The organism is Arthrobacter sp. 2MCAF14, from assembly GCF_052115645.1.
Classification (GTDB): domain Bacteria; phylum Actinomycetota; class Actinomycetes; order Actinomycetales; family Micrococcaceae; genus Arthrobacter.
This window is the reverse complement of record NZ_JBFRHB010000024.1, coordinates 18,384-45,014: the sequence shown is the minus strand read 5'-3', so window position 1 is coordinate 45,014 and position 26,631 is coordinate 18,384. Positions and strand designations below refer to the sequence as shown.

At 65.0% G+C, this 26,631-nt stretch carries 25 protein-coding genes; 18 read left to right on the top strand and 7 right to left on the bottom strand.

From position 1 onward, the window contains the following. The first annotated feature begins 195 nt into the window (after positions 1-195). From AB4074_RS16115 to AB4074_RS16080, 8 genes are all read left to right on the top strand, one after another. Positions 196-555 carry a LysM peptidoglycan-binding domain-containing protein gene (locus tag AB4074_RS16115; RefSeq protein ID WP_441414285.1) on the top strand — a complete coding sequence of 120 codons (360 nt, stop codon included), beginning with the start codon at positions 196-198 and terminating at the stop codon, positions 553-555. 91 nt (positions 556-646) lie between these two features. Next, the gene (locus AB4074_RS16110) at positions 647-1,765 is read left to right on the top strand and encodes a histidinol-phosphate transaminase (RefSeq protein ID WP_441414284.1); all 1,119 of its coding nucleotides are present in this window, start codon (positions 647-649) and stop codon (positions 1,763-1,765) included. 43 nt (positions 1,766-1,808) lie between these two features. Then, positions 1,809-2,435, top strand: coding sequence for an imidazoleglycerol-phosphate dehydratase HisB (gene hisB / locus AB4074_RS16105; protein ID WP_234753135.1), 627 nt, complete (start codon positions 1,809-1,811; stop codon positions 2,433-2,435). Next, positions 2,432-3,187, top strand: coding sequence for an imidazole glycerol phosphate synthase subunit HisH (gene hisH / locus AB4074_RS16100; protein WP_441414283.1), 756 nt, complete (start codon positions 2,432-2,434; stop codon positions 3,185-3,187). The genes hisB and hisH overlap by 4 nt, the downstream gene beginning before the upstream one ends. A 1-nt stretch (position 3,188) precedes the next feature. Continuing rightward, complete coding sequence (locus tag AB4074_RS16095; RefSeq protein ID WP_441414282.1) at positions 3,189-3,347, top strand: hypothetical protein; 159 nt, start codon at positions 3,189-3,191, stop codon at positions 3,345-3,347. Between the two features lie 76 nt (positions 3,348-3,423). Then, entirely contained in the window at positions 3,424-4,170 is a 747-nt protein-coding gene (priA, locus tag AB4074_RS16090) for a bifunctional 1-(5-phosphoribosyl)-5-((5-phosphoribosylamino)methylideneamino)imidazole-4-carboxamide isomerase/phosphoribosylanthranilate isomerase PriA (protein ID WP_441414281.1), read from the top strand. After that, the gene (locus AB4074_RS16085) at positions 4,170-5,072 is read left to right on the top strand and encodes an SseB family protein (protein ID WP_441414280.1); all 903 of its coding nucleotides are present in this window, start codon (positions 4,170-4,172) and stop codon (positions 5,070-5,072) included. Before priA ends, AB4074_RS16085 begins: the two co-directional genes overlap by 1 nt. 58 nt (positions 5,073-5,130) lie before the next feature. Continuing rightward, complete coding sequence (locus tag AB4074_RS16080; RefSeq protein WP_441414279.1) at positions 5,131-6,465, top strand: MFS transporter; 1,335 nt, start codon at positions 5,131-5,133, stop codon at positions 6,463-6,465. 83 nt (positions 6,466-6,548) lie between these two features. Here AB4074_RS16080 and AB4074_RS16075 read toward each other — a convergent pair whose 3' ends face one another. Beyond that, on the bottom strand, positions 6,549-6,935 hold the full coding sequence (locus AB4074_RS16075) for a DUF1844 domain-containing protein (protein ID WP_236816723.1): 387 nt from the start codon (positions 6,933-6,935) through the stop codon (positions 6,549-6,551). Between the two features lie 377 nt (positions 6,936-7,312). On the opposite strand from AB4074_RS16075, the gene infC reads away from it, so the two are divergent. The 5 genes from infC to AB4074_RS16050 all read left to right on the top strand — a co-directional run bounded on the left by infC (position 7,313) and on the right by AB4074_RS16050 (position 11,273). Then, positions 7,313-8,347 carry a translation initiation factor IF-3 gene (infC, locus tag AB4074_RS16070; RefSeq protein WP_441414278.1) on the top strand — a complete coding sequence of 345 codons (1,035 nt, stop codon included), beginning with the start codon at positions 7,313-7,315 and terminating at the stop codon, positions 8,345-8,347. Positions 8,348-8,465: 118 nt separating this feature from the next. After that, positions 8,466-8,660 (top strand): 50S ribosomal protein L35, encoded by a 195-nt coding sequence (gene rpmI / locus AB4074_RS16065; protein WP_236816733.1) that lies wholly within the window; start codon positions 8,466-8,468, stop codon positions 8,658-8,660. A 117-nt stretch (positions 8,661-8,777) separates the two neighbouring features. Beyond that, entirely contained in the window at positions 8,778-9,308 is a 531-nt protein-coding gene (rplT, locus tag AB4074_RS16060) for a 50S ribosomal protein L20 (protein ID WP_234753143.1), read from the top strand. Positions 9,309-9,359: 51 nt separating this feature from the next. Beyond that, positions 9,360-10,253, top strand: a complete 894-nt coding sequence (locus AB4074_RS16055) for a TrmH family RNA methyltransferase (RefSeq protein WP_441414277.1) — start codon at positions 9,360-9,362, stop codon at positions 10,251-10,253. A gap of 102 nt (positions 10,254-10,355) precedes the next feature. Next, positions 10,356-11,273, top strand: coding sequence for a cation diffusion facilitator family transporter (locus AB4074_RS16050; protein WP_441414276.1), 918 nt, complete (start codon positions 10,356-10,358; stop codon positions 11,271-11,273). Between the two features lie 17 nt (positions 11,274-11,290). Here the strand turns inward: AB4074_RS16050 and AB4074_RS16045 are convergent, their stop codons facing one another. After that, positions 11,291-12,499, bottom strand: a complete 1,209-nt coding sequence (locus tag AB4074_RS16045; RefSeq protein WP_441414275.1) for an MFS transporter — start codon at positions 12,497-12,499, stop codon at positions 11,291-11,293. A 146-nt stretch (positions 12,500-12,645) separates the two neighbouring features. Between AB4074_RS16045 and AB4074_RS16040 the strand changes: the two genes are divergently transcribed. Beyond that, positions 12,646-13,086 (top strand): (deoxy)nucleoside triphosphate pyrophosphohydrolase, encoded by a 441-nt coding sequence (locus tag AB4074_RS16040; protein WP_441414274.1) that lies wholly within the window; start codon positions 12,646-12,648, stop codon positions 13,084-13,086. A gap of 11 nt (positions 13,087-13,097) precedes the next feature. Here the strand turns inward: AB4074_RS16040 and AB4074_RS16035 are convergent, their stop codons facing one another. Then, positions 13,098-14,174: an Rv2578c family radical SAM protein gene (locus AB4074_RS16035; RefSeq protein WP_441414273.1), complete on the bottom strand. Its 1,077-nt coding sequence runs from the start codon at positions 14,172-14,174 to the stop codon at positions 13,098-13,100. 156 nt (positions 14,175-14,330) lie between these two features. Between AB4074_RS16035 and pcp the strand changes: the two genes are divergently transcribed. Beyond that, positions 14,331-14,978: a pyroglutamyl-peptidase I gene (gene pcp, locus AB4074_RS16030; protein WP_441414272.1), complete on the top strand. Its 648-nt coding sequence runs from the start codon at positions 14,331-14,333 to the stop codon at positions 14,976-14,978. 28 nt (positions 14,979-15,006) lie between these two features. Here the strand turns inward: pcp and AB4074_RS16025 are convergent, their stop codons facing one another. After that, positions 15,007-15,660 carry an SIMPL domain-containing protein gene (locus AB4074_RS16025; RefSeq protein ID WP_441414271.1) on the bottom strand — a complete coding sequence of 218 codons (654 nt, stop codon included), beginning with the start codon at positions 15,658-15,660 and terminating at the stop codon, positions 15,007-15,009. A 186-nt stretch (positions 15,661-15,846) separates the two neighbouring features. On the opposite strand from AB4074_RS16025, the gene pheS reads away from it, so the two are divergent. The 3 genes from pheS to AB4074_RS16010 are packed head-to-tail and all read left to right on the top strand — an operon-like array spanning position 15,847 to position 20,152. Beyond that, complete coding sequence (pheS, locus tag AB4074_RS16020) at positions 15,847-16,908, top strand: phenylalanine--tRNA ligase subunit alpha (RefSeq protein ID WP_078105647.1); 1,062 nt, start codon at positions 15,847-15,849, stop codon at positions 16,906-16,908. 2 nt (positions 16,909-16,910) lie between these two features. After that, on the top strand, positions 16,911-19,460 hold the full coding sequence (pheT, locus tag AB4074_RS16015; RefSeq protein ID WP_441414270.1) for a phenylalanine--tRNA ligase subunit beta: 2,550 nt from the start codon (positions 16,911-16,913) through the stop codon (positions 19,458-19,460). A gap of 26 nt (positions 19,461-19,486) precedes the next feature. After that, positions 19,487-20,152 carry a 4'-phosphopantetheinyl transferase family protein gene (locus AB4074_RS16010; protein ID WP_441414269.1) on the top strand — a complete coding sequence of 222 codons (666 nt, stop codon included), beginning with the start codon at positions 19,487-19,489 and terminating at the stop codon, positions 20,150-20,152. Between the two features lie 26 nt (positions 20,153-20,178). Here AB4074_RS16010 and AB4074_RS16005 read toward each other — a convergent pair whose 3' ends face one another. The 3 genes from AB4074_RS16005 to AB4074_RS15995 all read right to left on the bottom strand — a co-directional run bounded on the left by AB4074_RS16005 (position 20,179) and on the right by AB4074_RS15995 (position 26,601). Further along, positions 20,179-21,558: a M1 family metallopeptidase gene (locus tag AB4074_RS16005; RefSeq protein WP_441414268.1), complete on the bottom strand. Its 1,380-nt coding sequence runs from the start codon at positions 21,556-21,558 to the stop codon at positions 20,179-20,181. Between the two features lie 81 nt (positions 21,559-21,639). Then, on the bottom strand, positions 21,640-25,470 hold the full coding sequence (locus AB4074_RS16000; RefSeq protein ID WP_441414319.1) for a Pls/PosA family non-ribosomal peptide synthetase: 3,831 nt from the start codon (positions 25,468-25,470) through the stop codon (positions 21,640-21,642). Positions 25,471-25,635: 165 nt separating this feature from the next. Beyond that, positions 25,636-26,601 carry a quinone oxidoreductase family protein gene (locus AB4074_RS15995; RefSeq protein WP_441414267.1) on the bottom strand — a complete coding sequence of 322 codons (966 nt, stop codon included), beginning with the start codon at positions 26,599-26,601 and terminating at the stop codon, positions 25,636-25,638. Positions 26,602-26,631: the final 30 nt, after the last annotated feature.

Below are 26,631 nucleotides of genomic sequence, written 5' to 3'. Positions count from 1 at the left end.
TCGTTGATAGGTGCTAAAAATGTCATAGCAAGGTTCGAATATGTGTTCTATAAAAGTGATGCGGGATCCGGGTGTTCGTTCGAATCGTTCGAACAGATCAACGAATAGCCGTCCTGCAAGCACTGACTGAAGGCAAGAATTGGCAGCCGCAACCAGGGATTCCGGAACGCGGCATTGTTCAGAAGGGCTCAGCTCATGTCCGCAATCACCATCACCCACCGGTCCGGCCGCAGTACGGCACCGGGCCGGCTTCGCCTGACCCGCCGGGGCCGCATGGTCTTCTTCGGCGTCCCGGCAATGCTCTTGGTCGCAGTGCTGCTCAGCCTGGCGGGATTCCTGAATTCGCCGGCCAAGGCTGCTGATTCCGCCGCCGAGCTGCAGCCCACCTCGAGTACGAGCGTCACGGTACAAGTGGGCCAGTCCTTGTGGGGGATTGCGGGAATCGCCGCCCCGTCCCGGGATCCACGCGACGTCGTTGCCGAGATTATCCAGCTGAACAACCTTCAGGACGGCCACATCGTGCCGGGCCAGCAACTGTTCATTCCGGCCACTTAACAGCGACGCTGTCCGGGCTGGCAGCTCGTCTGAAAGGGTGCCGGGCCGTCACAGTTTCAGGGCATCGGCCGCGGCACCTTAAACTGTCATGGTGAGTGACCAGCTTGAGCGACTTGACCGACTTCCCCTCCGGACCAACCTCCGCGGCCTGAGCCCGTATGGCGCGCCGCAGCTTGATGTTCCGATTTTGCTCAACGTCAACGAAAACACGCATGGCGTGCCGGCCGATGTCCAGGCGGCCATCACCGAAGCGGTAGCGGCAGCCGCCGTCGGACTGAACCGCTATCCCGACCGCGAGTTCACAGAACTACGCGAGGCCCTTGCGGAGTACCTCGGCCACGACCTTGCGGCCGAGAACATCTGGGCAGCCAACGGTTCCAATGAGGTGCTGCAGCAGATCCTCCAGGTCTTCGGCGGCCCGGGCCGGACCGCGCTTGGTTTCCCGCCCACGTACTCGATGTACCCATTGCTGGCCAGCGGAACCGACACGGGATATATCGCGGGAGTTCGCGCCGAGGACTATGGACTCGATGCGGCCTCGGCCGCCGCGCAGGTTCGCGAGCTCAAGCCGAATGTCGTGTTCCTCTGCTCGCCAAACAACCCCACCGGCACGGGGCTTGGGCTGGACGTCGTCGAAGCCGTGTACGAGGCCGGCGAGGCGAGCCAGACCGTGGTGATCGTGGACGAGGCCTACCACGAGTTCGCCCACGACAACACGCCGAGTGCCTTGACGCTCCTCCCTGGGCGGGAGCGCCTTATTGTCTCCCGCACCATGAGCAAGGCCTTCGCCCTCGCCGGTGCACGCATCGGCTACATGGCGGCTGCCCCCGAGATCGCCGATGCGATCCGTCTGGTACGCCTTCCATACCACCTCTCAGCCATCACGCAGGCAACCGCGCTGGCCGCACTCCGGCACCGCGAGGCCCTCATGGCCGACGTCGAGGACATCAAGGTCCAACGCGATCGCATTGTCAGCGAGTTGACCCGCATGGGCTTCAGGCCGGCCGCCTCGGATTCGAACTACGTGTTTTTCGGCGGAATCGAAAATCCCCACGCCCTGTGGCAGGGCCTGCTGGAGCGTGGAGTCCTGATCCGCGACGTCGGCATACCGGGCCACCTCCGCGTCACCGCCGGTACGGAGCCCGAGACCACCGCATTCCTCAAGGCGCTCGAAGCCTTGCTGGACGGCCAGGTCTCCGCACCGGCCTAGACTTGAACAAGTCCCACCACTCCTTCCTCCTAAGGACATATCGATGAGCGAAAACGGCGCCAGCACGGCGGCCGCCCGGACAGCACGCATGGAACGCACCACGAGTGAGTCCTCCGTCCTGGTTGAAATCAACCTCGACGGCACGGGAGTCTCGGATATCAGTACCTCGGTGCCGTTCTATGACCACATGCTGACGGCGCTCTGCAAGCATTCGCTCATCGACATGACCGTCAAGGCGACCGGGGACACGCACATCGACGCCCACCACACTGTGGAGGATGTCGCCATTACCTTCGGTGAGGTCCTGCGCACCGCCTTGGGCAACAAAGCGGGGATCCGTCGCTTCGGCGAGGCCACGGTCCCGTTGGATGAAGCGCTGGCCCACGCCGTCGTCGACGTCTCCGGACGCCCTTACCTGGTCCACGGGGGTGAGCCCGCCGGCCAGGAATACCACCTGATCGGTGGACACTTCACCGGTTCGCTGACCCGCCACGTCTTCGAGGCCATCACCCTGCACGCCGGCATCTGCCTTCACATGAATGTCCTGGCCGGCCGGGATCCGCACCACATCGTGGAGGCCCAGTTCAAGGCGTTCGCCCGTGCGCTCCGCTCCGCCGTTGAGTCCGACCCTCGCGTCGAAGGCATTCCGTCCACCAAGGGCGCCTTGTGAGTCGGCACATCCTCAAGGATGGCGCTGTCGTGGATCCGAAGGCCGCCAGCCGCATTGTCTCGCCTGAAGGAAAACCGACCGTAACGGTCCTTGACTACGGCTCGGGCAATGTCCGCTCGGCGGTCCGGGCGCTTGAGCGTGCCGGAGCGGCGGTCACGTTGAGCGCCAAGCCCGAAGATGTCCTGAATGCTGACGGGCTCCTGGTCCCCGGCGTCGGCGCCTTCGAAACGGTGATGCGCGAACTCAAGGCGGTAGACGCCATCCGGATGATCGGCCGTCGTGTTGCCGGAGGCCGGCCCGTCCTGGGCATCTGCGTCGGGCTCCAGGTCTTGTTCGAGGCCGGAGTGGAGCACGGAACCGAGGCAGAAGGCATGGGCGAGTGGCCCGGCAAGGTGGAACTCCTGCCAGCGCCCGTTGTCCCGCACATGGGCTGGAACACCGTAGACGTGCCCGAAGGCTCAAAGCTGTTCGCCGGCGTCGAGCACGAACGGTTCTATTTCGTGCACTCGTACGGCGTGCAGAAGTGGGAATTCGACGTCGTCCAACCCCGCATGGCTCCGCCGATGGTGACCTGGTCCGAGCATGGTGCCCGCTTCATCGCGGCCGTGGAGAACGGTCCGTTGTGCGCTACGCAATTCCACCCCGAGAAGTCGGGCGACGCCGGAGCCCGGCTCCTGCGTAACTGGGTCGATGGCTTGCGCCCGCCAGCAAAAACCCAGCCGCAGGCGACCGAGGCCGGAGGCGCTGCCTAAGATGTGGTCCGTTATCTTCATGGGCGCGGCCGGGCTGCTGGTTGGCGGCGGAATCTCCTTCCACCAGCAGAAACGCCCCGCCTGGGTCTCCATTTCGTTCTACGTACTCGCCGGCCTGGCACTGCTGGCGGCCTACCTCTTCACCCTGTCTGCCAAATGACCTGCCTGCCAAATGACTTGCCTGCCAAATAAGCTGCCGGGCAACTGACGCCCGTCCCACGACACCGAGGACATCAATGACTACCCCCTCTGAACTGCCCGTTCTGGAACTCCTGCCCGCCGTCGACATCGTGGACGGCCAGGCGGTCCGTCTCCTTCAGGGAGAAGCCGGCTCCGAGACCAGTTACGGAACTCCGCTGGAAGCTGCACTGAACTGGCAGAACGCCGGAGCAGAATGGGTGCACATGGTGGACCTGGACGCCGCTTTCGGCCGGGGCAACAATGCCGACCTCATCAGCGAGGTGGTCTCGCAGCTGAACGTCAAGGTTGAGCTGTCCGGCGGACTGCGCGACGACGAATCCCTCGAACGCGCGCTCGAACTCGGCGTCGCCCGCGTGAACCTCGGAACCGCCGCGTTGGAGAACCCCGAATGGACCCGTCGGGCCATCAACCGCTTCGGTGACAAGATCGCCGTCGGACTCGATGTCCGCGGCACGACGCTCGCGGGCCGGGGCTGGACCAAGGAGGGCGGGGATCTCTGGGAGGTGCTGGCCCGCCTTGAGGACGCCGGTTGCGCCCGCTACGTAGTCACCGACGTCACGAAGGACGGAACCCTGCAGGGTCCCAACGTCGAGCTGTTGCGCCAGATGGTGGAAAAGACCGGCAAACCTGTCGTTGCGTCGGGCGGCATCTCCAGCCTCGAGGACTTGCGCGTCCTGCGGGAACTCGTGCCGCTCGGGGTCGAAGGAGCGATCGTTGGCAAGGCGCTGTACGCCGGTGCCTTCACGCTTCCGGAAGCCCTGGACGTAGCCGGCCGCCGCTGATGTCGCAGGATCCACAGTCCCCTGCTGCCGACAAGGCTTCGGCTCCGGCACCCCGGCAGTTGCCCGGGCACATCGCTGCTGCCCTGGCGGGCGCCGGGGGAGCAGGCGATTCTGCCGGCCAGCCCTGGGCGGGCCGCGACCTGAGCGGAGACGCCGCCAGGATACATAATTTCGACGACGACGAGGGAACAGCCGACGCCGGGTACCTCGCCGCCGTCGCGGCCCTGCTCGCCGGTACCGGCAGCGAGGCCGGCGTGGTGGCTTCGTTGGCGACGGCCAGGGTCTTTGTCCCGGTGGTGGCCCAGCTCGCTGAGGAAGCCGAGGGCGTGGATGGCCTCCATGCCGACAAACAGGCCGACATGGCGCTCGTGACATTGAAAGCGCCGGACGGCCGCACGGCCATGCCTGTGTTCACCTCGGCCGCCGCCCTTGAAGCGTGGCACCCGCAGGCCCGCCCCGTCGCCGTTTATGCGGCCCGGGCGGCCCTGTCTGCCGTGTCGGAGGGAGCCCAGTTGCTCGTCCTGGATCCGGGTTCGGATGTCACCTTCGTGGTGCGCCGGCCCGCCATGTGGTCACTGGCGCAGCAGCGCGACTGGACGCCGTCGTACCTTGATGATGAACTGGAGGCTGCTCTCAATTCCTTGGCAGGGACGTACCCCGCCGTGCGGCGCCTGGAGATGCGGCCAGGATCGGGGATGGCTTCGCGCACGGCCGCCGGATCGGCCATGGCCGGCGGGGGACCCGGGCCTGAATTGCGCGTGGTGCTGTACCTCGAAGACGGCTTGGACGCCGCCGCGGTGCAGGATCTCGTCTCCGGGCTGAACGGACGTTGGGCGCAGAACGAATTGTTCGCCGAGCGGGTTGACTCGATCGAAGTCAGCTTGCAGCGGGCGGCACAGTAGCCGAAGGCACAGGGGGAACGTCCTTGTCCTGCCCTCGGCAGAACAGGGGATGTATCTCGTGAATTTCTCTCTCTACCGGGAGATGCTGTCCATCACGTCCGTGCGGCGTCTCCTGCTGGTCGGCATGGTGGCCCGCATACCGCACTCTGCAGCGGGGGTTCTGCTCACCCTGCACATCGTGCTGACCCTGGGCAAGGGATACGCCGCCGCGGGTGCTGCCGCAGCGGTATTCACCATCGGCATCGCGATTGGCGCTCCGTGGCGAGGGCGGCGAGTGGACACTGTCGGCCTGCGCAAGGCGCTTATTCCTTCGGTGGTGTCTGAGCTGGCGATTTGGTCCGTGGTGCCGCACGTCAGCTACGAATGGATCCTTCCGCTCGTCTTCGTCGGGGGCCTGTTGACACTGCCGATCTTCAGCGTTATCCGGCAGTCCCTCGGTGTGCTGGTTGATGGCGAGCAACGGCGTTCGGCCTACGCTTTGGACTCCATCGGCACCGAAGTGGTCTTCATGATCGGCCCCGCGGTGGGCGCAGTTGTGGCTACCAGCGGATTCACGGTCCTCGGCCTGACCATCGTGGGCGTGTGCACTTCGGCCGCCGGGCTCTTCCTGCTGTGGTTCAACCCGCCCACGCGCAGCGAGGGCGTCCTGGATGCCGGCCAGACGGCTGACCGGGATGCCGATGAGCTCCATGCGGCCGAAGCCGCGGTGGTGGCCTCGGCGCCGGCCCATCTCCAGGAAGCCGCTTCAGAGATGGCCCCGACGGTCTCGCAAGCTTCCGGGCTGCGGGGAAAAATGGCCCGGAATTTCACATGGTTCACTGCGGCGGTCGCCGCCGTGTTCGCCGTCGCCGCAGGATCCGGCATGGTACTGAGCGGTACCGACGTCGGAATCGTCGCGGTGTTGCAACGCGGCGGGCACGAGGGCGAGATCGGAATTGTTTTCTTCTTCTGGTGTGCCTCTTCGGTAGTCGGCGGGCTCATCTACGGCGCCATGCACCGGCCCGTCTCACCCATCCTGCTCCTGCTGGGCATGGCGGCACTGACCATCCCGATGGGCTTCGCCGGGGACACCTGGACCCTTGCTTTGTTGTCCCTGCTTCCCGGCCTGCTCTGCGCGCCGGTGTTGTCCGCGGCGTCGGAAAAGGTCGCCGACATCGTGGATGAGGACCGGCGCGGCGAGGCAATGGGCTGGTATGGCTCGGCCCTCACAGCAGGCGTGGCCTTCGGTTCGCCGGTCGCCGGGCTCTTCATCGACGGCGTGGGGCCGTGGGCCGGCTTCGTCGCCATCGGGACGGCAGGAGTGGTGCTGTGCCTTGCCGGGCTGTTCCTCCAGCTTCGTCGGCGCCGGAGCATGACCATCACCCAGGCCGGCGCCGGGGATCCCGCCAACTGAGTCGCGCCTAAGCCGCCAGGATACGACGACGGCGGGCCGGCCAAAGGCCAGCCCGCCGTCGCGGTCCTACGGGTTAGTCCGTGTCAGTTGACCGGGCCGGTGAACTTTTCGCCCGGGCCCTTGCCCGGTTCGTCCGGGATCAGGGAAGCTTCGCGGAACGCAAGTTGCAGGGAGCGGAGGCCATCGCGCAAGGGGCCCGCGTGCTGCGAACCGATTTCCGGTGCTGCGGCGGTGACCAGGCCGGCCAAAGCGGTGATCAGTTTGCGCGCTTCGTCCAGGTCCTTGAGCTCCTCGGCTTGGGGGTCGTCGGCCAAGCCCACCTTGACGGCCGCTGCGCTCATGAGGTGAACGGCGCCGGTGGTGATGACCTCAACAGCCGGAACTTCCGAAATGTCGCGGATCTGCTGGCCTACTCCGGCGTCGGTGCCGGCGGGCTCGTGGTCGAGGGAATTGCTGTCTGAAGTGCTCATGCTGGTAAGCTTGTCACAGACCGACTGGAAGTTGCCATTTCCCATGGCACACGCAGCGCTCGGCCACCCATTGTTAATGTGCGGTTGGTTGCCGATTTCTGTAGAATTGATTTTCAGTTTGCAAGCGGAGTTCTCTCCCACCCGCGTCAGCCGTTTCCCTTCGGGGATGTAAGTTGCCGGGTACCTGGTCGGACACCGTTCAAGGTCAGCCTTGAATGGTGCGAACGCCCCATTGAGGGGCCGTCTCCGATCTTCGAGGCCTTCGATTGCGCCAGCAATTGGGGGCCTTCTCTATTTGCCGGTGGAATACTCATCACAACAACAGGAGCTTTGACATTAGCGAGCCAAGAATCAATGAGCGTATCCGCGTCCCCGAGGTGCGTTTGGTCGGCCCTGCCGGCGAACAGGTTGGAATCGTCCGTATTGAGGACGCCCTGCGTCTGGCTGCCGAGGCTGACCTGGATCTCGTTGAAGTTGCACCGCAGGCGAAGCCTCCGGTGTGCAAGCTGATGGACTTCGGCAAGTACAAGTACGAAGCCGCTGTCAAAGCCCGTGAGGCCCGCAAGAACCAGACCAACACGGTTCTCAAGGAAATCCGCTTCCGCCTGAAGATCGACACCCACGACTACGAGACCAAGCGCGGCCACGCGCTTCGCTTCCTCGGTGCCGGTGACAAGGTGAAGGCCATGATCCAGTTCCGTGGACGTGAGCAGCAGCGCCCTGAAATGGGCATCCGCCTGTTGCAGCGCTTCGCTGAGGACGTTGCCGAAGTTGGCGTGATTGAGTCCAGCCCGCGCATCGATGGCCGCAACATGGTCATGGTGATTGGTCCGTTGAAGAACAAGGCTGAGGCCAAGGCCGAGGCCCGCCGCGCGGCGCAGCGTGCAGAAGCCAAAGCCCAGAATGAAGCCAAGGCTGCAGGCCGGATTGACGTCTCAGGCGAGGATGCTCCCTTGACCCAGTCACTCGCCGACTTGCTCCCGGCGGAACTCTTGACTCAGGCTGGGGATACCCAGGCCGAGGAAACCCAGGCTGAGGAAACCGCGCCGGAAGCCGTTGAGGCGGAGGCTGCTGAAGTCGAAGAGACTCCGGCCGCTGAGGAAACGGTTGTCGAGGAAACGCCTGTGGTTGAAGCAACCCCTGTGGTTGAAGCAGCTCCGGTAGTCGAAGAAGCTCCCGTGGTTGAAGCAGCTCCGGTTGCCGCACCGGCGCCGGCGAAGGCAGCAGCAAAGGCTCCGGCACCGGCAAAGGCTCCTGAGCAGGCAGCTCCGAAGCCTGTTGTACCGGCTGCCCCCAGGCCTGCTGCTACACCAGTACCGAAACCGATGGCGAAGCCCGCGGTTCCGAAGCCTGCAGCTCGACCGGCAGCCCCCAAGGCCGCTCCGAAGCCAGCGGCACGCAAGACCAACTAGTCACGCCGCAGGAGGGGCATCCCTCTGCCCGGCACGAAAGCAGTAGCCGCCCTTCATGGGGTGGCTGCACGAAAGAACTGCAGACCCAGTCTGCGGACACGTAAGGAGATCGGTTCCCATGCCGAAGATGAAGACCCACAGTGGTGCTAAGAAGCGCTTCAAGCTGACCGGTACCGGCAAGCTGAAGCGTCAGCAGGCCAACCGCCGCCACTACCTGGAGCACAAGTCCTCCACCCTGACCCGTCGCCTTGCCGGCGACAAGATCGTCTTCAAGGGCGATGCCAAGGTCATCAAGAGGATGCTCGGCATCTAAGTTCCAAGTTTTCTGGTTGCTGCCATCCGGCAGCTGCCGACTACACCAAAGCCTTCTCAGGCCGGCCGGGTTTCCGGCAGTAGCAGCTTGGGATAAGAATTTTGAAGGAGTACGCACGTGGCACGTGTGAAGCGGGCGGTAAACGCCCACAAGAAGCGTCGGGTTGTCCTTGAACGGGCCAAGGGTTACCGCGGTCAGCGGTCTCGCCTGTACCGCAAGGCAAAAGAGCAGCTGCTGCACTCGTTTGTGTACAGCTACGGCGACCGCCGCAAGAAGAAGGGCGACTTCCGTCGCCTCTGGATCCAGCGCATCAACGCTGCATCCCGCGCCAACGGCCTGACCTACAACCGTCTGATCCAGGGCCTGAAGGCCGCTGAGGTCGAGGTTGACCGCCGCATGCTGGCAGAGCTGGCCGTTTCCGATGCCAACGCTTTTGCCGCGCTGGTCAAGGTTGCCAAGGATTCCCTGCCTGCCGACACCTCCGCTCCGGCCGTCAAGGCCGAAGCCGCTCCGAAGGCTGCCGCCAAGACTTCTGCCGCTACCAAGGCTGCTCCGGCCGTCAAGGCCTCCGTTTCCGAGGAAGAGCCCGCTGCCAAGGCCCCCAAGGCCAAGGCTGCGAAGAAGCCTGCCGCTGAAGCTGCTGAGTAGCACGTAGCCTCAGTTCATGGGACGGTGGCAACTGCCACTAAAGTTCTGTATATGAACGAAACCGGGCGCCCGCAAGAACTTCCGATGTCCAACCCCCGAGCCGATCGGGTCAGGGATGTCGCAAGGCTTGCCGGGCGCCCGGCGCGTTTAAAGCGTGGCCGGTTCCTCGCCGAAGGCCCCCAGGCCGTGCGCGAGGCGCTGCTCCTGCACCGGGAGCGGACCGCGGCAGGGGAGCCCGGCGTCGTACACGAAGTCTTCGCGAGCGAAAGCTGCCTGGACCGGCTTCCCGAACTGGCCGAGCTCGCCGACGGCGTTGCCTTGCGGCTTGCGAACGATGATGTCCTGGCCGCCATGGCGGACACGGTCAATCCCCAAGGGATTGTGGCCGTCTGCAGCTTTGTGGACGTCAGCCTTGAATCAGTGCTCGACGCCGGGCCGCGGCTGATCGCTGTCATGTGCCAGGTGCGCGATCCTGGCAATGCCGGGACGGTGCTTCGGGCCGCAGATGCTGCCGGTGCGGATGCCGTGGTCTTGACGGCCTCCAGCGTGGACATTTACAACCCGAAGGCCGTGCGGTCCACGGCCGGTTCGCTCTTCCACCTGCCGGTCGTCCTGGGTGCGGACGTCGAAGAGCTCGCGGCCCTCTGCAAGGAGCGCGGCATCGGGATCCTCGCAGCGGACGGTTACGGCACCCTCAATCTGGACAAACTTCAGGACGAGAACGCGGCACGCCGCCTGGGCGCGTCGGCAGCGCCCTCCGCCTACGCACTCGAAGCCCCGACGGCCTGGCTGTTCGGTAACGAGGCGCAAGGACTTTCAGACTCCGAGCTTGCGCTTGCTGACCATCGTGTCGCAGTGCCCGTCTACGGTTCGGCGGAAAGCCTGAACCTCGGCACAGCCGCCACCGTATGCCTTTACGCCAGCGCGCGCTCCCAGCACTCCTGACAATTTCTCAACCGGTACGGTATTGCTTGCAGGACGCGATCCCGCGGTCGGTTCCTGCCGATTCACTCACATCCCCTGAACCGAAGAAGAGGTAGAGCTTTCGTGGCTGCAAATGGCGGTACCAAGGCAATCGTGGCGGCATTGAGCGCCAACCTGGCGATCGCTGTGCTCAAGTTCGTCGCATTCGTGCTGACGATGTCGTCGTCCATGTTGGCAGAGGCAATCCACTCCGTCGCCGACTCCGGCAACCAGTTGCTCCTGCTGCTTGGCGGGAAGCGGGCGCAGCGGGCCGCAAGTCCCGAACACCCCTTTGGCTATGGCCGTGAGCGCTACATCTACGCCTTCATCGTCTCGATTGTGCTGTTCAGTGTTGGAGGCCTCTTCGCGCTCTACGAATCCTGGGAGAAATTCCAGCACCCGCACGCCATCGAAGGCGATTTCTGGTGGGTGCCGCTGGCCGTGCTGCTCGGCGCCATTGTGGCGGAATCCTTCTCGTTCCGCACCGCCATCCACGAATCCAATCCCCAGCGCGGAAAACAAAGTTGGATCAAGTTCATCCGCAACGCCAAGCAACCGGAACTGCCCGTGATCCTTCTGGAGGATTTCGGAGCCCTCCTGGGCCTCGTTTTCGCGCTGTGCGGCGTGAGCCTGACCCTCATCACGGGCAACGGCCTGTGGGACGCCGCGGGCACAGGGATGATCGGGTTGCTCCTTGTGGGAATCGCCGTGGTGCTCGCGGTGGAAACCAAGTCCTTGCTGCTGGGCGAATCAGCCACCAAAGAGGACAACGCTCGCATCACGGAAGCCATTGAGTCCGACGGCACGCGCATCATCCACCTCAAGACCATGCACCTGGGCCCGGAAGAGCTGCTTGTCGCTGCGAAGATCAGCGTAGGCGCGGCAGATACCGGTCAGGCCATTGCCAAAGCGATCGACGCCGCCGAACTCAGGATCCGCACTGCAGTACCGATCGCCCGGGTCATCTACCTGGAGCCCGACGTCGAGCGGGTCCAGGTCTGAGGAAGCCCGCGGCGGCACTATGCCGCCAGTGGCCGCTTGCGTTCCAACCAGCCGCTGATGCCCGCGACGCCGAGCCCCAGGATTGCCAGGACAGCCCCGACGAGGGCAGGGGCAACGTATCCCCAGCCCCAAGCGATGACCACGCCGCCAAGGAACGCGCCAAGGGCGTTAGCGATGTTGAGGGCCGAGTGGTTGAGTGAAGAGGCCAAGGACGGGGCGTCCGGTGAAGCGTCGAGGAGGCGCGTCTGCAGCGGCGGGATAAGCATGGAGCCGATACCGCCGACGATGAAGACCATGATGAATGCGGACCACGCCCAGTGGGCCGCGACGGCGTAGGCCACCAGCGCCAAGGCGATGAGGGGAAGGACCCGGTAGATGGTTCCCATGACCGACTTGTCGGCGATACGGCCGCCAAGGATATTGCCTGCCACCATGCCGAGTCCGTAGAGGGCAACTACCACGGGTATCAGCGCCTGCGGAATCCCTGCCACCGAAGTCATCGTGTGGGAGATATACGTGTAGGTGGCGAAGAAGCCGCCAAATCCGATGATTCCGATCAGCAACGCCAACCACACTTGAATGCGCTTGAGGGCACCAAGTTCCCGCCGGATGCTTGCCTCGGGGTGGGCAGGCTCAAAGGGGACAAACTTCCACAACAACACGCTGGTGGCCAGGCCGATGACGCCCACCACGACGAAGAGCAGACGCCACCCGAACGTCTGGCCGAGCCAAGTAGCCGCAGGAACACCGATGACGTTCGCGATGGTCAGTCCGCCCATGACCATCGAAATCGCCCAACCACGCTTGGTGGGAGCAACCAGGCTTGCTGCAATGACCGCGGCGATCCCGAAGAAGGCGCCATGCGGCAGTCCCGAGGCAAACCTCGTGATCAACATGGTTCCGTAGTCCGGTGCAATGAAGGACGTCAGGTTCGCTATGGAGAGGAAAAGCATGAGTCCCAAGGCAAGTTGCTTGCGGGGGAGCCGGGCGCCCAGCGCCGCGAAGATCGGCGCACCCACTACGACACCCAAGGCGTAGGCGGAAATCAGGTTCCCGGCCTCGGGAGTGCTGATGTTGAGTCCCTGCTCGATCTCCTTGAGCAAGCCCATCATGGTGAACTCCGTGGTTCCGATGGCGAATCCACCCATGGCAAGGGCGAAGATCGCCAGCGACACGTGACGGCTTCCGGTCTTTTGGGAGGTCTTGCTGACAGCGGTAGTGGTCATCGTCCTGTTTCTTGGGGGCGAGCGGGATGTCACTCGAAGGGAATAAAGCCGACTTTCAAGTTTAGTGCGAGTCTCCGGCGAATGTCCCTGAATGTGACAACTTCCATAGGCAAGGGTGATGACGTGACGGCCAATAGACTGTTGCGGTGACTGGACTGATAAGCGTGGCGGGCGCCGCCGTCGTCGATTCCCTTGAAAATCCGAAAAGGCTGCTCGTTGCGAGGCGCAGCGCCCCGCCGCAATTCGCCGGAATGTGGGAGTTCCCGGGCGGCAAGCTGGAGGCGGGGGAGTCCTTCGAAGACGCGCTGCACCGCGAACTGCTCGAGGAACTCGGGATCACTGTCCGGCTCGGGGCCGAAGTGGAACCGGACGCAGCCGCTGGGTGGCCCTTGAACGAGCAGGCCGTCATGAGGGTATGGTTCGCCGAACTGCTTGACGGCGAACCGCGTCCGCTCCAGGACCACGACGAACTCCGTTGGGTTCCGCTTGGCAATGGAGACGAGGCGTTCACCTTGCCGTGGATTCCTGCTGACCTGCCGATTGTCCGGGCACTGTTGGAGCGGGTGGCCTCCGGGCTGCTTGGCTAGAGAAGACCTGGCTAGAAAAGCGTGGACTGGCCCGCTGGAAAGGAATCCGGTGTTTCCTTGCTCGCCGTGGCGTTCCTGTGGCTGAAACCGCTGCTCCCGGAAAAGCCGTGGCGGGCCTTGAAGTGGTTGATACGGCCGCTTAGCCAGGTCCTGTATTCCTTCGAAGCGTACGAGCCTTGACCGTAGAGATGCCGGTACTTGCCGACGAGGCCGGGGTGATGCGCCGCCAGCCATTGCATGAACCATTCCCGCGTGCCCGGCTTCAGGTACAACGCCCCGGCCGTCACGCCAGTGGCACCGGCGTCGGACAGCGCCGTAAAGAGCGACTCCAGAGCGTCATCGCTGTCCGTCAGCCACGGCAGGATGGGCATGGCCATGACGCCGCACCGCAGCCCGGCCTCGCGCAGCCGGCGGATGAGCTTGAGCCTGGCGCGCGGTGCGGGCGTGCCCGGTTCCACCGCCGAGGCCAAGGCTTCGTCGGTCATGGCCAGCGAGATGCCCAGGTCTACGGGCACTTGGCTGGAGGCGTGCTTGAGGAGGGGGATGTCGCGGCCCAGGAGGGTTCCCTTGGTGAGGATGGAGAACGGAGTACCGGAATCGGCCAGGGCCCGGATGATCCCCGGCATCAGCTGGTAGCGGCCCTCTGCCCGCTGGTAGGGATCCGTATTGGTGCCGAGGGCCACATGATGGTGGCCCCACGACGGTTTGGACAGTTCCCTGCGCAGGACCTCTGCCGCGTTGATCTTCACTATCACCTGGGAATCGAAATCGTGTCCGGCATCGAACTCCAGATAGGTGTGGCTCTTGCGGGCGAAGCAATAGACACAGGCGTGGCTGCATCCGCGGTAGGGGTTGACCGTCCATTCGAAAGGCATCTGGGAACCGGACGCCACCTTGTTGAGCACCGATTTGGCGGTGACCTCATGAAAGGTGACTCCGGAGAATTCGGGAGTTGAGACGGAACGCACAAGCCCGGCCAGTGGCAGCAGTGCGTCCGTTGCTGGGGCGGCTCCGGACAGAAGGCTGTTGCTGTTGTCTCCGGGTGCCGGACCACGTTGTGGCGAAAGTGCTTGTGCGTCCCATCTCATGGACTCCATTCGAATATATGTTCGAACACTTGTCAAGGCCCAGTGAAAGAAGGCCCGGTGAAAGAAGGCTTGACGAAGGAAGGCCCGGAACGAAGGCCCAAGAAAGATCGGGCGGGGAGCCCTGAAGCCGGGCCAGCTCCTTGCTAGGGTGGGTTCATGATTCTGCTGACGGGATTCGAGCCTTTTGGCGGCGATTCCAGCAACCCCTCGTGGGCTGCGGTCCTCGACGCGCAGGAAATTTTGCGCGCCGAAGGGCATGAAGTGGAAACGCTCGAACTGCCGTGCGTTTTCGGGGAATCCGCTGCGGTCCTGGGCGAGGCCATGGCGAGGGTGCGCCCGGAGCTGGTCATCTGCGTCGGGCTCGCCGGCGGCCGGGACCGGCTCTCCTTGGAGCGCGTGGCCATTAACTGCGATGACGCCAGAATCCCGGACAATGCCGGAAACAGGCCCATCGACGAGCCGGTGGTACCGGAAGGGCCCGCGGCGTACTTCAGCACGCTTCCGGTGAAGTCCGCGCTGCGAGCACTTCAGATCGCTGGAATCCGCGCCGAAGTCTCGCAGACCGCCGGAACGTACGTATGCAACCACGTGTTCTATGCCCTGATGCACGAGCTCGCCGGGGCTGTTGCGCCCCGCCCCCGGGGCGGCTTCATCCACGTCCCCTATGACACAGCGCAGCTGCCGCAGGGCAGTGCCGCGCCCGGCATGGCGACGCAGGACATGGGCCGGGGGATCGCCGTCGTCGTTCGCACCGCGCTTGGGAATCCGGTGGACGCGAAACTGTCCGCGGGAGCTGTTCACTAGGCTTGCGCTGTCACTAGCCTGGCGCTGTTCACAAGGCTGGAGCCGTCGAATCCAGTTCCCACTGCACCACTACGCTCGTGGAAACCGCCACTGAGCCCGCTTCGATGGGCACGCCCTCGCTCGCTGAGGCGCGCTGAATACCGGCCATCATCGGCACCGGCGATCCATGCCCCGGCCGCTGGTCGATGGATAGGACCTGCCCCAGCCGGCCGCCGGCAAGTGCGGCAAACCGGGCCGCCTTCGCTTCGGCTTCCCGCCATGCGGCCTCTTGTGCCCGCGCCGCAACGGCCGAGGCATCCGTGAATCCTTGTTCGATCCCGTTGATGCGAAGGCTGTCACCGCCTGCAGCCACCGCGGCGGATATGGCCGCGGGGGCCGCTGACGGCGGCCCGACCCGGGCAACCAGCGTGGTTGATGCAACATAGCCCCTGACCTTTTGCCCCTGGTTTTCGGCCCAGACGAGTTCGGCACGCAGATTGAGGCCGCTGGTCCGCAGGTCAAGACCGGCCGCACCGTGCCCGCGCAGGGCCTCCGTCACGGCCGAGGCGATCTCTCCGGCGTCGCCATAGGCCGCTTCGGCGGCGTCGCGCCTGACCTCGACGGCGAGCGTGAGCGTGAGCAGGTCGGGAACGGCTTCAGCGGTTCCCTCTCCGGTGACAGTGATGGTGCGGACCGGTGTCATGAGGCCATGCTAGCCCCGGGCGCTGGCGAACGCCGTCCGGACGGTGTCACGGGTTAAAGCCCGGCCGAACCCTTCTACTAGACTGGGTGTTAGTGCCCGCCGGACGCGTCCAGCGAGCATCGCTCCTGCTTTTGCCATGGCCCTGCCTGGTGAAGACCATTTCCGACTCGTAGCTAAGAACAGTAGATGACTGACACTTTGCCGGGCGCCGCCATCCCGAACCCTCTGGATGAAGCCGCCATCACCGCTGCCGTTGAGGAAGCCGTCGCCGCGATTGCTGCCGCATCCTCCCTCGAAGAACTCAAAGCCGTCCGCTTGGCGCACACCGGCGAGAAGTCGCCCTTGAGCCTTGCCAACCGTGAAATCGGTGGCCTGCCCAAGGAGCAGAAGGCCGCCGCAGGCAAGCTCATGGGTTCCTCCCGTGGCCGCGTCAACCAGGCGCTCGCGGCACGGACCGCCGTGCTCGAAGCCGAAAACGACGCCCGCATCCTTGTGGAGGAAACCGTCGACGTCACGGCAGCGCCACGGCGGCGCCGTGCCGGCGCCCGCCACCCGCTGTCCACGCTGCAGGACCGTGTGGCGGACATCTTCGTGGGCATGGGCTGGGAAATCGCCGAAGGGCCCGAGGTCGAGTCCGAGTGGTTCAACTTCGACGCCCTCAACTTCAAGCCCGACCACCCCGCCCGCGAAATGCAGGACACCTTCTTCGTGGAGCCTCCGGAGGCTCACCTGCTCATGCGCACGCACACTTCCCCGGTCCAGGTCCGTTCCATGCTGGAGCGCGAAGTGCCCATCTATGTGCTGTGCCCGGGCAAGGTATTCCGCACCGATGAACTCGATGCCACCCACACGCCCGTGTTCCACCAGTTCGAGGGCCTTGCCATCGACAAGAAGCTGAGCATGGCTGACCTGCGCGGAACTCTGGAGCACTTCGCCCGGCAGATGTTCGGTGACGAGGCACAGATCCGGCTGCGTCCCAACTACTTCCCGTTCACCGAGCCGTCCGCGGAGCTGGACATTTGGCACCCCGGTGCCAAGGGCGGCCCGCGCTGGATCGAGTGGGGCGGCTGCGGCATGGTCAATCCCAACGTCCTGCGCGCTGCCGGCATCGACCCGGACGAGTATTCAGGATTTGCCTTCGGCATGGGCATCGAGCGCACGCTCATGTTCCGCAACGAAGTCGGCGACATGCGCGACATGATCGAAGGCGATGTACGTTTCAGCGAGCACTTCGGGATGGAGATCTAACAGTGCGTATCCCACTTTCATGGCTGCGTGAATTCGCGCAGGTTCCGGCCGACGCAACGGCCGAAGACGTCATGGCGGAACTCGTCAAGGTCGGTTTTGAAGAGGAAGCCGTCCACCGCCCCACGGACGAACTCAAAGGTCCCATCGTGGTGGGCCAGGTCCTGAGCCTCGTCAAGGAACCGCAGAGCAACGGCAAGACCATCAACTGGTGCCAGGTCCGCGTGGTCCCCGAAGGCCAGGAGCAGACCCTGACCGGCAAGGGCATCGACCCCTCCGGTGTACAGGGCATCATTTGCGGTGCCCACAATTTCGTCGAGGGAGACAAAGTTGTGGTCACCCTCCCGGGCGCCGTGCTCCCGGGTGACTTCCACATTTCCGCGCGCAAGACCTACGGGCACCTGTCCGCAGGCATGATCGCCTCCGTACGCGAACTCGGCATCGGTGAGGACCACGACGGCATCCTGGTGCTTTCCCGCATTGGCCTGGATCCCGAAATCGGCACCGACGCCATGTCCCTCCTTGGCCTCTACGACGAAGCCGCCGAAATCAACGTCACTCCGGACCGCGGCTACGCGTTCTCGATCCGCGGCGTGGCCCGCGAATATGCCCACGCCACCGGAACCGTCTTCACGGACCCGGCAGCGAAGGTCAATGCCCCTGCGGCACTCTCCGGCGGCTACGGCGTCAAGCTCAATGACGACGCTCCCATCTACGGCAAGCCCGGTTGTGACCGCTTCGTGGCCCGCACGGTCCGCGGCGTGGACGCCACCCGCCCCACCCCGCCGTGGATGGTCTCCCGGCTGCGCCTGGCAGGCATCCGCTCCATTTCGCTGCCTGTGGACATTTCCAACTACGTGATGCTCGAACTCGGCCAGCCGAACCACTGCTACGACCTCGACAAGCTTTCCGGCGATATCGTGGTCCGCCGCGCCGTCGCGGGCGAGAAGATCACCACCCTCGACGACAAAGTGCGTGCGCTCGACGTCGAAGACCTCCTGATCACCGACGACTCCGGCGCGATCGGCATCGCCGGCGTCATGGGTGGAGCCAACACCGAGGTTTCCGATTCGACCACCAACATCCTGGTCGAGGCTGCGCACTTCGACGAGGTCTCGATCGGGCGGTCCCGCCGCAGGCACAAGCTGCCGTCAGAGGCGTCCAAGCGCTTCGAACGCGGAGTGGATTGGCAGGTTGCCAACGTTGCTGCCCAACGCGTCGTTGACCTCCTGGTTGAACTGGCCGGTGGAACGGCAGACGAAGCCGGCACCGACGTCGGGACAGCACCGGACGCCGTGACCATCGAGCTGCCGGCCGGTTACGCGGCCTCCAGGATCGGCATCGACTTCACGGAAGAGCAGATCACGGGTTCCCTTAAGGACCTCGGCGCCATCGTCCTGAGGGACGAGGTGGGCGGCTCCTTTGTGGTCACGGCACCGAGCTGGCGCAATGACCTGGAAACCAAGGAAGACCTCTCCGAGGAAATCGCAAGGCTGGTTGGCTACGACAACATCCCGGCCACCCTTCCCGTCGCCCCTCCAGGCCGCGGCCTGACCCGGACCCAGCAGCAGAAACGCCGCGTGGTCCAGGCGCTGGCCGACGCAGGGCTCACCGAGGTCCTCTCCTATCCGTTCGTCTCAAAGTCGGCCAATGACACCTTCGGAGTTGCGGAGGAAGGCGCGGCGCGCACCGCCCTCAAACTGGCCAACCCGATCAGCGAGGAACACGGTTACCTGCGTACCTCCGTGCTTCCCGGCCTGATCGAGGTTGCCCGCCGCAACCACTCCCGCGGGTTCCGGGACCTCGCGCTCTTCGAGGCAGGCTCGGTGTTCCTTCCCGACGGCCAGCTGGGCACGGCGTCCATCCCGCCGCTGGGCGTCAAGCCTTCCGACGAGGTCCTTGACGGACTGTACGACGGCGTCCCGGACCAGCCGCTGCACATCGCCGCTGTTTTGACGGGCCATGATTCCCCGGCAGCCGCGGCCCACACTCCGCGTGCCTGGGACTGGGCCGACGCCCTGGATGTTGCCCGGCTCGTCGGCGACGTCCTCGGAGTGGAGCTCGTGGTCAGCCAAGGCAGCCACCAGGCGTTCCACCCGGGCCGTGCCGCCCGGTTGGCGCTTCGCTCCGGCGACGTCGTGGGCTACGCCGGCGAGTTGCACCCCAAGCTGCTCGCCGCACATGACATGCCGGCGCGCTCCGTGGCCCTCGAGCTCAATGCGGACGCACTGTTCGACGCCGCTCCGGACGTCATTGTCGCCAAGCACATCTCCGGTTTCCCGGTGGCCACCCAGGACGTAGCCCTTGTGGTGCCGCAGGACGTTCCGGCGGACGCCGTCCTGTCCGCCCTGCGGGAAGGCGCTGGCGAACTCCTCGAAGACGTCGCCTTGTTCGATGTCTACGCGGGCCAGGGGATCGAAGACGGCAAGAAGTCGCTCGCGTTCGGGCTGCGGTTTCGTGCCTCGGACCGCACTTTGACCGCCGACGAGGCATCGGAGGCACGTGAGGCCGCCGTCGCCGTCGCCGCAGAGCGATTCGGAGCAGTCCAGCGCTGACGAGTATCAACCCGGGGGTCCAGGGGTTGGCTGTTCACATCCAGTCCTTGGACCCTGCTGATTCCGCCGCCATCGAGAAGATGGCGGCGGAATTGCTGTCTCCGGCCGAGACCCTTCGGGCAGACGCCATGGCCCCGGTCCTGCGACTGGAATTCCTGGCGTCCAGGTTGGCCCAGCAGAACTTTGCCGCGACCCTCCTGAGTGTTCCAGCATCGAAGCTCCAGGCGGCCTACGAGTGCCCGGAATGCGGTGCCGGTCCGGACATCGCGCATGGCCGGCCTGGATACCTGCTCGACGGCGGCCCCGCACCCTTGGCGCTCAGCGCCTCACGGTCGTCGGGCTGGGTGTTGTTTGCCGCCGTCGTGCATCCGGAACCGGGGCTCCGGGTGGGCGTCGATCTGGAGAATGCCGCGGGTACGGAGTTCGCCGGCTTTGACGACGTTGCCTTGACCGCACGGGAGCAGCGCCATCTCAAGGCGCTGGAACCCGGGCGCCGGGCGCAAGCGCGCGCACGCTTGTGGGCGCGCAAGGAAGCCTGGTTGAAGATGACGGGGGAAGGGCTCAGGGTGGCCCCGGATTCCCTCGAGGTGCTTGATAGGCCGGGGCTGTGGGACCTGGAGCTTCCGGCCAGGGCCGACGGCCGTGATCTTCCTGCCGGACTGGTTGCTGCCCTCGCGGTAACGTCCCGCTGAATCCTTGGATTAGCTGAATTTCAGGATCAGCCGAAAGCGGGCAGCCTTGCTTGGTACAGCCACGGTTCCAGGACACCGGCCGCGTCGAGCCCCGGGACGTAAGCGTTGGCCGCGGCGATGAATTCCGCCGTGGACACCGAGCTGTGGCGCTTGGCCCCGGTCCAGTGCCGCAACAATCCGAAGAACGCCGCGTCACCGCATGCAAGGCGGACGGCGTGGAGGGCGAGGGCCCCGCGCTTGTAGACGCGGTCATCGAACATGTGCTCGGGTCCGGGGTCGCCGATCACCAGATCCTGCGCACCGGCGTCGAGCTTGCGCCACGCGGCCCTTGCACGGTTGGCGAGGGACATTACGCCGGCTTCCTCGGACCAGATCCACTCGGCGTAGCAGGCGAAGCCCTCATGCAGCCAGATGTCGCGCCAACTGCTCACAGTGAGCGAATTGCCGAACCACTGGTGGGACAGCTCGTGGGCGATGAGGCGCTGCGCATCCCACGATTGCTCCATGTGGTTCCGGCCGAAGATCGAGAGGGTCTGGGCCTCAAGGGGGATTTCCAGCTCGTCCTCGGTCACCACGGCCGTGTATTCGGCAAAGGGATACGGACCGAAACACTCCACAAAGGTGCGCATCATGTCGGCCTGCCGAGCCAGGCCTTCGCGGGCCTCGGTCAACAAACCGGGGGAGACCGCAACGAACTGGGGCACCGGAGCCTGCCGCAGGGCTTCTGCATGATGGGCCGTCCCGCTGCGGACCCCACTGAGGGCGGGGCTGAGCTGGTGGAGCCGATAGCGTCCGATTTGCACAGTGGCGAGATAGCTTGCCATCGGCTCGCCTTGTTCGTAGACCCAGGTTTCGCGGCTTGATTTCCTGCTGTGGGAGACGAGGCGGCCGTTGCAGATTGCACGGTAGTTGTCGTCGGTGGTGATACTGATCAAGTAGCTGGACTTGTGCCGCGGATGGTCGTTGCACGGGAACCAGGACGCGGCGCCGTTCGGCTGCCCGGCAACCAGCACGCCGTCGTCGAGTTCTTCCCAACCGACCTCGCCCCACAGGCCCCGGCGCGGCTTCGGGTTGCCGTCGTAGCGGAGCTCAACCGTGAAGTGCTGGCCTGCCCGCAGGCGGTCCTTGGTGGTGATCACGAGGTGCTCGCCGCTGGTACTGAACTTCGGCACTTTCTTGCCGTCGACGAGGATTTTGGAAGCCTTCAGGCCCACCAGATCGAGCATCACCGAGTCCGCGTCTTCGAAGGCTATGCAGCGAAGCACGGCTCGGCCGTTGAGCCGGTTGCTGCCTAGGCTGTAGTCCAGGTCCAGCTCGTACCTCAGCACTTGGAACGCCAGGCTCCCGTGATGCAGCGTGTAGGGATCGGCGGCAGTTGTGGTGATTCCTGGTTCGCTAGGGCTCATGTGCGCTGGCTGCCTCCGTGTAGCTCGTTGTGTTGCTGTTGTCATGGGCTCGTATTTCATAAGCCCTCTTGCCAATCTACGCTACGGTCCGGACCACGGGCTGACCGGGTTGCCCATCCAGTAAGTGCCCGCGGGAACAGTCTCACCGCGCATGACCAGCGACGCCGGTCCCACCGTTCCGCCCGCTCCGATGCTGGCGCGCGGCAGGATGACGCCGTGCGGGCCCATCGTGGCGCCGTCCCCAAGGACCACGGTGTCTATGCTCATGATGCGGTCATGGAAGAGGTGTGTCTGGACCACGCAGCCACGGTTGACCGTGGAGCTTTCGCCGAGCGTGACGAGGTCGGCTTCGGGCAGCCAGTAGCTCTCGCACCAGGTACCCCGGCCGATTTTGGCGCCGAGCGCCCGGAGCCACCACACCAACGCCGGAGTGCCGGACGCCGAACGCGCGAACCAGGGGGCGCTGACCATCTCGATGAAAGTGTCCACCACTTCGTTGCGCCAGATGAACGAGCTCCACAGCGGATGCTCGCCCTCTTTGATGCGCCCCACCAATATCCATTTCGCCGCGACCGAACTCACCGCGGCAACGGCACCCGCTGCGAGGACCACGACGCCCCCAAGGACGGCTGCGAGCAAGTAGGAGGACTCGGTGGCGATCCAGTCCAGGACCAACATGATGCCGACGGCGATCCCCACTGTCAGGATGACCGGCACCAGCCGGCACAGTTCCCACAGGGCCCGTTTGGTCTTGAGGGCCAGCGGCGGGTTGAAGGTGAGGCTCTGATCCGCATTGACTGCGGTCCGGCGCAGCCTGACGGGTGGACTGCCCAGCCAGGAGGTGCCCGATTTGGCCTTGGCCGGCGTGGCGGACAGCACCGCGACGAGTGAGTTCTTGGGCACGCTTCGGCCTGCGGCGGTCATGCCGGAATTGCCGAGGAACGAGCGTTTGCCGATCTTGGCCGGCCCGATCTTCATCCAGCCGCCGCCAAGCTCGTAGGAAGCCACCATGGTGTCGTCGGCGAGGAACGCGCCTTCGCCGATGGTCGTCATGCGTGGCAGCAGCAGCACCGTGGAAGCCTCTACGTTGCGGCCTACTTTGGCACCCAGCAGGCGCAGCCACACAGGGGTGAAGAGGCTGGCGTAGATGGGGAAGAGCAGGTCCCGCGCCATGTCGAGCACACGCTCGGTGGCCCAAACCTGCCAGCCGACGCGGCTGCGGACCCGGTAGTACCCCTCCGTGAGACCAACGCCGAGCATCCGGGTGGTCGCCAGGATCAGCAGGAGATTACACAGAAACCAGGCCAATGCCGCCAAGGGAATGGCAAGGAGGAGTTCCGGGAAGGCATCCTGCAGGGAATTCCTGCCTTGGATGAAGGCCAGGATGACGATCGCGGCGACGAATGCCGAAATGTAGGGGATCAAGGCAAGCAGCGCCGAAGCCGCAGCGAACGCCGTGAACCAGAGCCGGCCGATCAGGTGGTGTGACGAGGGGGTCTCGGGCCAGCCATTCTTGGCTTTGCCACGGCGTTCGGCGGGGGAGCCGGCAACAAGGTGCCCGGCCTTGACCTTGCCTAACACCGCGGAACCGGGCTCCACGCGCGCACCTGCGCCGATGCTGGCTCCTGGCATGAGCGTGCTGCGGGAGCCCACTGTGGCGCCGGCACCTACATGGATGGCGCCGATGTGGACGTAGTCACCGTCGATCCACCACGCCGAGAGATCCACTTCGGGTTCAATATTGCAGCCGCTGCCCAATGACAGCAGTCCTGTGACCGGGGGCAAGGAGTGCAAATGGACGTTGTACCCGATCTTCGCACCCAGTGCCCTGGCGTAGTAGGGAACCCAGGGTGCGCTGGCGAGGCTGATGGCGCCCGAAAGATCCTGGATCTGTTCGGCCAGCCACAGCTTCAAGTGGACTTTGCCCGAGCGCGGGTAGGTTCCGGGCTGGACTCCGCGCAAGAGTGTTCGCGCGGCCAGGATCGAGATTGCCATGCGTCCCGGCGGGCTGACGAACACCAGCCAAGACGCCAGGATCCACCACCAGGACACAACGGGAGCGGCTGTGAAACCGGCGAAGTCGGCCAGCAAATGGTTTGCGGCCATGAGATACGTGAGCCAACGCATGCCCACCAGGATGTTGAGGAAAATACCCATCAGGGTCTGGAAGATCTGCGATTTCCGGGAGGTGGGGCGAACCGTGCGTTCGGCCGCCGGCCCTTGGATGCCGCCTTCCGGCAGTGACTGCCGCGCGACGTCGATCAAGGCGCCGACTCGGGGTGTTGCGTAGATTTCGGCCACCGTGATGATGGGGTAGCGCACGCGCAGCGCCGAGACGAGCTGGGCCGCGGCGAGGGAGCCACCGCCATAGGCGAAGAAGTCCGCGTCGAGCGAGGTGACGCTGGAGCCGAGAACGCTCTCCCACTGCTCAACGACCCACTGGGCGTCCTCGGGCAGGTTGAGTGGCGCCTTGTCGGCATCCGCGGCGCCAGCGCCCGCCAACGGCCAGGGAAGGGAATGCCTGTCCACTTTGCCGCTTGTCTTCGTCGGAAGCGAATCCACGACCGTCAGCAGGGGGATCAGCGCGGCAGGAAGGCTTTCCGTGAGCAGCTCGCGGGAAGCTGCGAGATCGATGTCCTCGGGTCCAGCCGGAGCCAGGTAACCGACCAGTATCTGGTTCCCTGCCGCCGTCGTGCGGACTGCAGCGGCGGCACCTGCGACTCCCGGGAGGGCCTGCAGGGCGGCGTCGATTTCACCGAGTTCGATGCGCCGGCCACCAAGTTTGACCTGTTCATCCGCGCGGCCTTGGAAGATGAGGCCAGCTTCCTCGTAGCGGACGAGGTCGCCGGAGCGGTACGCACGCTCCCACCCCAGAGACGGCATGGGGGCGTACTTTTCGGCGTCTTTGGCCGGATCGAGGTAGCGGGCCAGCCCGACGCCGCCGATGATGAGTTCGCCCGTCTCGCCTTCCGCGACCGGGACACCGGAGGCATCGACGACGGCGAGGTCCCAGCCGTCCAGCGGCAATCCGATCCGGACGGGGCCATCCCCGCCCAGGGGAGCCGCGCAGGCCACGACGGTTGCTTCGGTGGGGCCATAGGTGTTCCACACTTCGCGGCCGTCCACCGCGAGGCGCTCAGCGAGTTCGGGAGGGCAGGCTTCGCCGCCGAAAATGAGCAGGCGTACGTTCTCGAGGGCTTCCGCCGGCCACAGGGCCGCGAGCGTGGGAACTGTAGACACAACTGTGATGCCGTGGTTGATGAGCCATGGGCCAAGGTCCATGCCGGAACGAACGAGGGCGCGCGGGGCCGGGACCAGGCAGGCACCGTGCCGCCACGCCAGCCACATCTCCTCGCAGGAAGCGTCGAAGGCGACTGAAAGGCCGGCGAGGACCCGGTCCTGTGGACCGATGGGATCTTGCTGGAGGAAGAGCCGGGCTTCGGCGTCAACAAAAGCGGCGGATGAACGGTGCTGCACCGCAACACCCTTTGGCGTGCCCGTGGAACCTGAGGTGAAGATGACCCAGGAATCGTCATCCAGCCCTGGGGAACGCGGAGCCGGGTGCGGTGTCGGCCGCTCCGCGGACACGTCGATCCTGAGGCCCTTGGTGACGACGGCGGACACTTTGGCTTCTCCGAAAACGAGCCGTGCCCGTTCCTCGGGATCGTCAGCGTCTACGGGCACATAGGCGGCCGCAATCGAGAGGATCGCCAGGATGGCGATGTATAGATCGTTGGATCCCGACGGAACCCGTACCCCGATCTTGTCTCCTGGGCCCAGTCCGGCTGCGTTGAGCGAGGCAGCAAAACCGCGCACCTGCGCCAAGAGCTCGGAATAACTCAGCGACTTGTGCCCGTCATCGAGGGCCGAGGCCTCCGGGAATGTCCGGGCCGTGTCCTGGAGGATCTCCATGAGCGTGCGTGCCGGCGGTGCGGCTGCCGAGCCTTGCAGCTGAGGCAGATGCACTACTTGCAGTTCCAGGCCGTCCGCCGGGAGTTCATGTTCCTGGGTCACGTTCGAAGCTTCTCGGATTGAGGTGAACAAAAAGTGTCAGCGGTCGCGTTGCCGTTGCTTCGATTATGGGACCAACAGTACCTTGCCCGTGGTCTTGCGGGCTTCCAGATCGCGATGCGCCTGGGCGGCTTCGGCCAGCGGGTACGTTCCGCCAATCCGGACCTTAAGCGCGCCGCTGGCTGCAGCGCCGAAGACTTCGGCCGAACGCCAGCGGCGCTCCTGCGGGTTCTGCAGGAAGTGGCCTAGCGTGGGGCGTGTCAGGGACAACGATCCGCCCGCGTTCAGTCGCTGGGGGTCAAAGGGAGGAACCGGTCCGGATGCTGCCCCGAACAGGACGAGCGAGCCGCGGATGCGCAGGCTCGCAAGGGATCCGTCAAAAGTATCCTTGCCGACGCCGTCGTACACTACGTTGACGCCATCGCCCTCGGTGAGCTCGCGGACCTTGTCCGCAAATCCGGTGTAACGCAGGACCTCGTCCGCGCCGGCTTCCCGGGCAAGGGCTTCCTTCTCGTCCGAGGAGACCGTGGTGATGACCCGTGCACCCCGGGCCTTGAGCAACTGCGTCAGGATGAGTCCCACGCCACCGGCACCGGCATGGGTCAGGACCGTCTGGCCGGGTTCCACGCGGAAAGATGAGTTGATCAGGTAGTGCGCGGTCATTCCCTGCAGCGGCAGGGCAGCCGCTGTGTGGTCGTCGACACCGTCCGGCACCGGAAGTGCTTTGTCGGCGTCTACCAGGGTATACCCCGCATAGCTGCGGGATCCTTCAGCGGTAGCGACCCTGTCCCCGACGGCGAAGTCCTCGACGTCTGCGCCGATGGCCTCCACGGTGCCTGCCGACTCGGAGCCAGGGGTGAACGGATACTCAACCTTGTAGATGCCACTGCGCTGATAAGTGTCAATGAAGTTCACTCCGGCGGCTGCAACTTTGACGAGGAGCTGGCGCGGGCCCGGGGCCGGAACCTCTGCCTCGGTGAGTTCGAGGACTTCGGGTCCTCCGGCTTGCCGGGCGACGATCGCTTGCGTCATGGGTCTCCTTCTCCGTCTTCTCCGTCGAGG

Excerpts from the sequence above, each read along its gene's own strand:
- AB4074_RS16115 (WP_441414285.1), top strand. The coding sequence starts at position 196 with ATGTCCGCAATCACCATCACCCACCGGTCCGGCCGCAGTACGGCACCG.
- hisB (WP_234753135.1), top strand. The coding sequence starts at position 1,809 with ATGAGCGAAAACGGCGCCAGCACGGCGGCCGCCCGGACAGCACGCATG.
- AB4074_RS16095 (WP_441414282.1), top strand. The coding sequence starts at position 3,189 with ATGTGGTCCGTTATCTTCATGGGCGCGGCCGGGCTGCTGGTTGGCGGC.
- priA (WP_441414281.1), top strand. The coding sequence starts at position 3,424 with ATGACTACCCCCTCTGAACTGCCCGTTCTGGAACTCCTGCCCGCCGTC.
- AB4074_RS16085 (WP_441414280.1), top strand. The coding sequence starts at position 4,170 with ATGTCGCAGGATCCACAGTCCCCTGCTGCCGACAAGGCTTCGGCTCCG.
- AB4074_RS16075 (WP_236816723.1), bottom strand. The coding sequence starts at position 6,935 with ATGAGCACTTCAGACAGCAATTCCCTCGACCACGAGCCCGCCGGCACC.
- rpmI (WP_236816733.1), top strand. The coding sequence starts at position 8,466 with ATGCCGAAGATGAAGACCCACAGTGGTGCTAAGAAGCGCTTCAAGCTG.
- AB4074_RS16055 (WP_441414277.1), top strand. The coding sequence starts at position 9,360 with ATGAACGAAACCGGGCGCCCGCAAGAACTTCCGATGTCCAACCCCCGA.
- AB4074_RS16045 (WP_441414275.1), bottom strand. The coding sequence starts at position 12,499 with ATGACCACTACCGCTGTCAGCAAGACCTCCCAAAAGACCGGAAGCCGT.
- AB4074_RS16035 (WP_441414273.1), bottom strand. The coding sequence starts at position 14,174 with ATGAGATGGGACGCACAAGCACTTTCGCCACAACGTGGTCCGGCACCC.
- pcp (WP_441414272.1), top strand. The coding sequence starts at position 14,331 with ATGATTCTGCTGACGGGATTCGAGCCTTTTGGCGGCGATTCCAGCAAC.
- AB4074_RS16025 (WP_441414271.1), bottom strand. The coding sequence starts at position 15,660 with ATGACACCGGTCCGCACCATCACTGTCACCGGAGAGGGAACCGCTGAA.
- pheS (WP_078105647.1), top strand. The coding sequence starts at position 15,847 with ATGACTGACACTTTGCCGGGCGCCGCCATCCCGAACCCTCTGGATGAA.
- AB4074_RS16005 (WP_441414268.1), bottom strand. The coding sequence starts at position 21,558 with ATGAGCCCTAGCGAACCAGGAATCACCACAACTGCCGCCGATCCCTAC.
- AB4074_RS16000 (WP_441414319.1), bottom strand. The coding sequence starts at position 25,470 with ATGGAGATCCTCCAGGACACGGCCCGGACATTCCCGGAGGCCTCGGCC.
- AB4074_RS15995 (WP_441414267.1), bottom strand. The coding sequence starts at position 26,601 with ATGACGCAAGCGATCGTCGCCCGGCAAGCCGGAGGACCCGAAGTCCTC.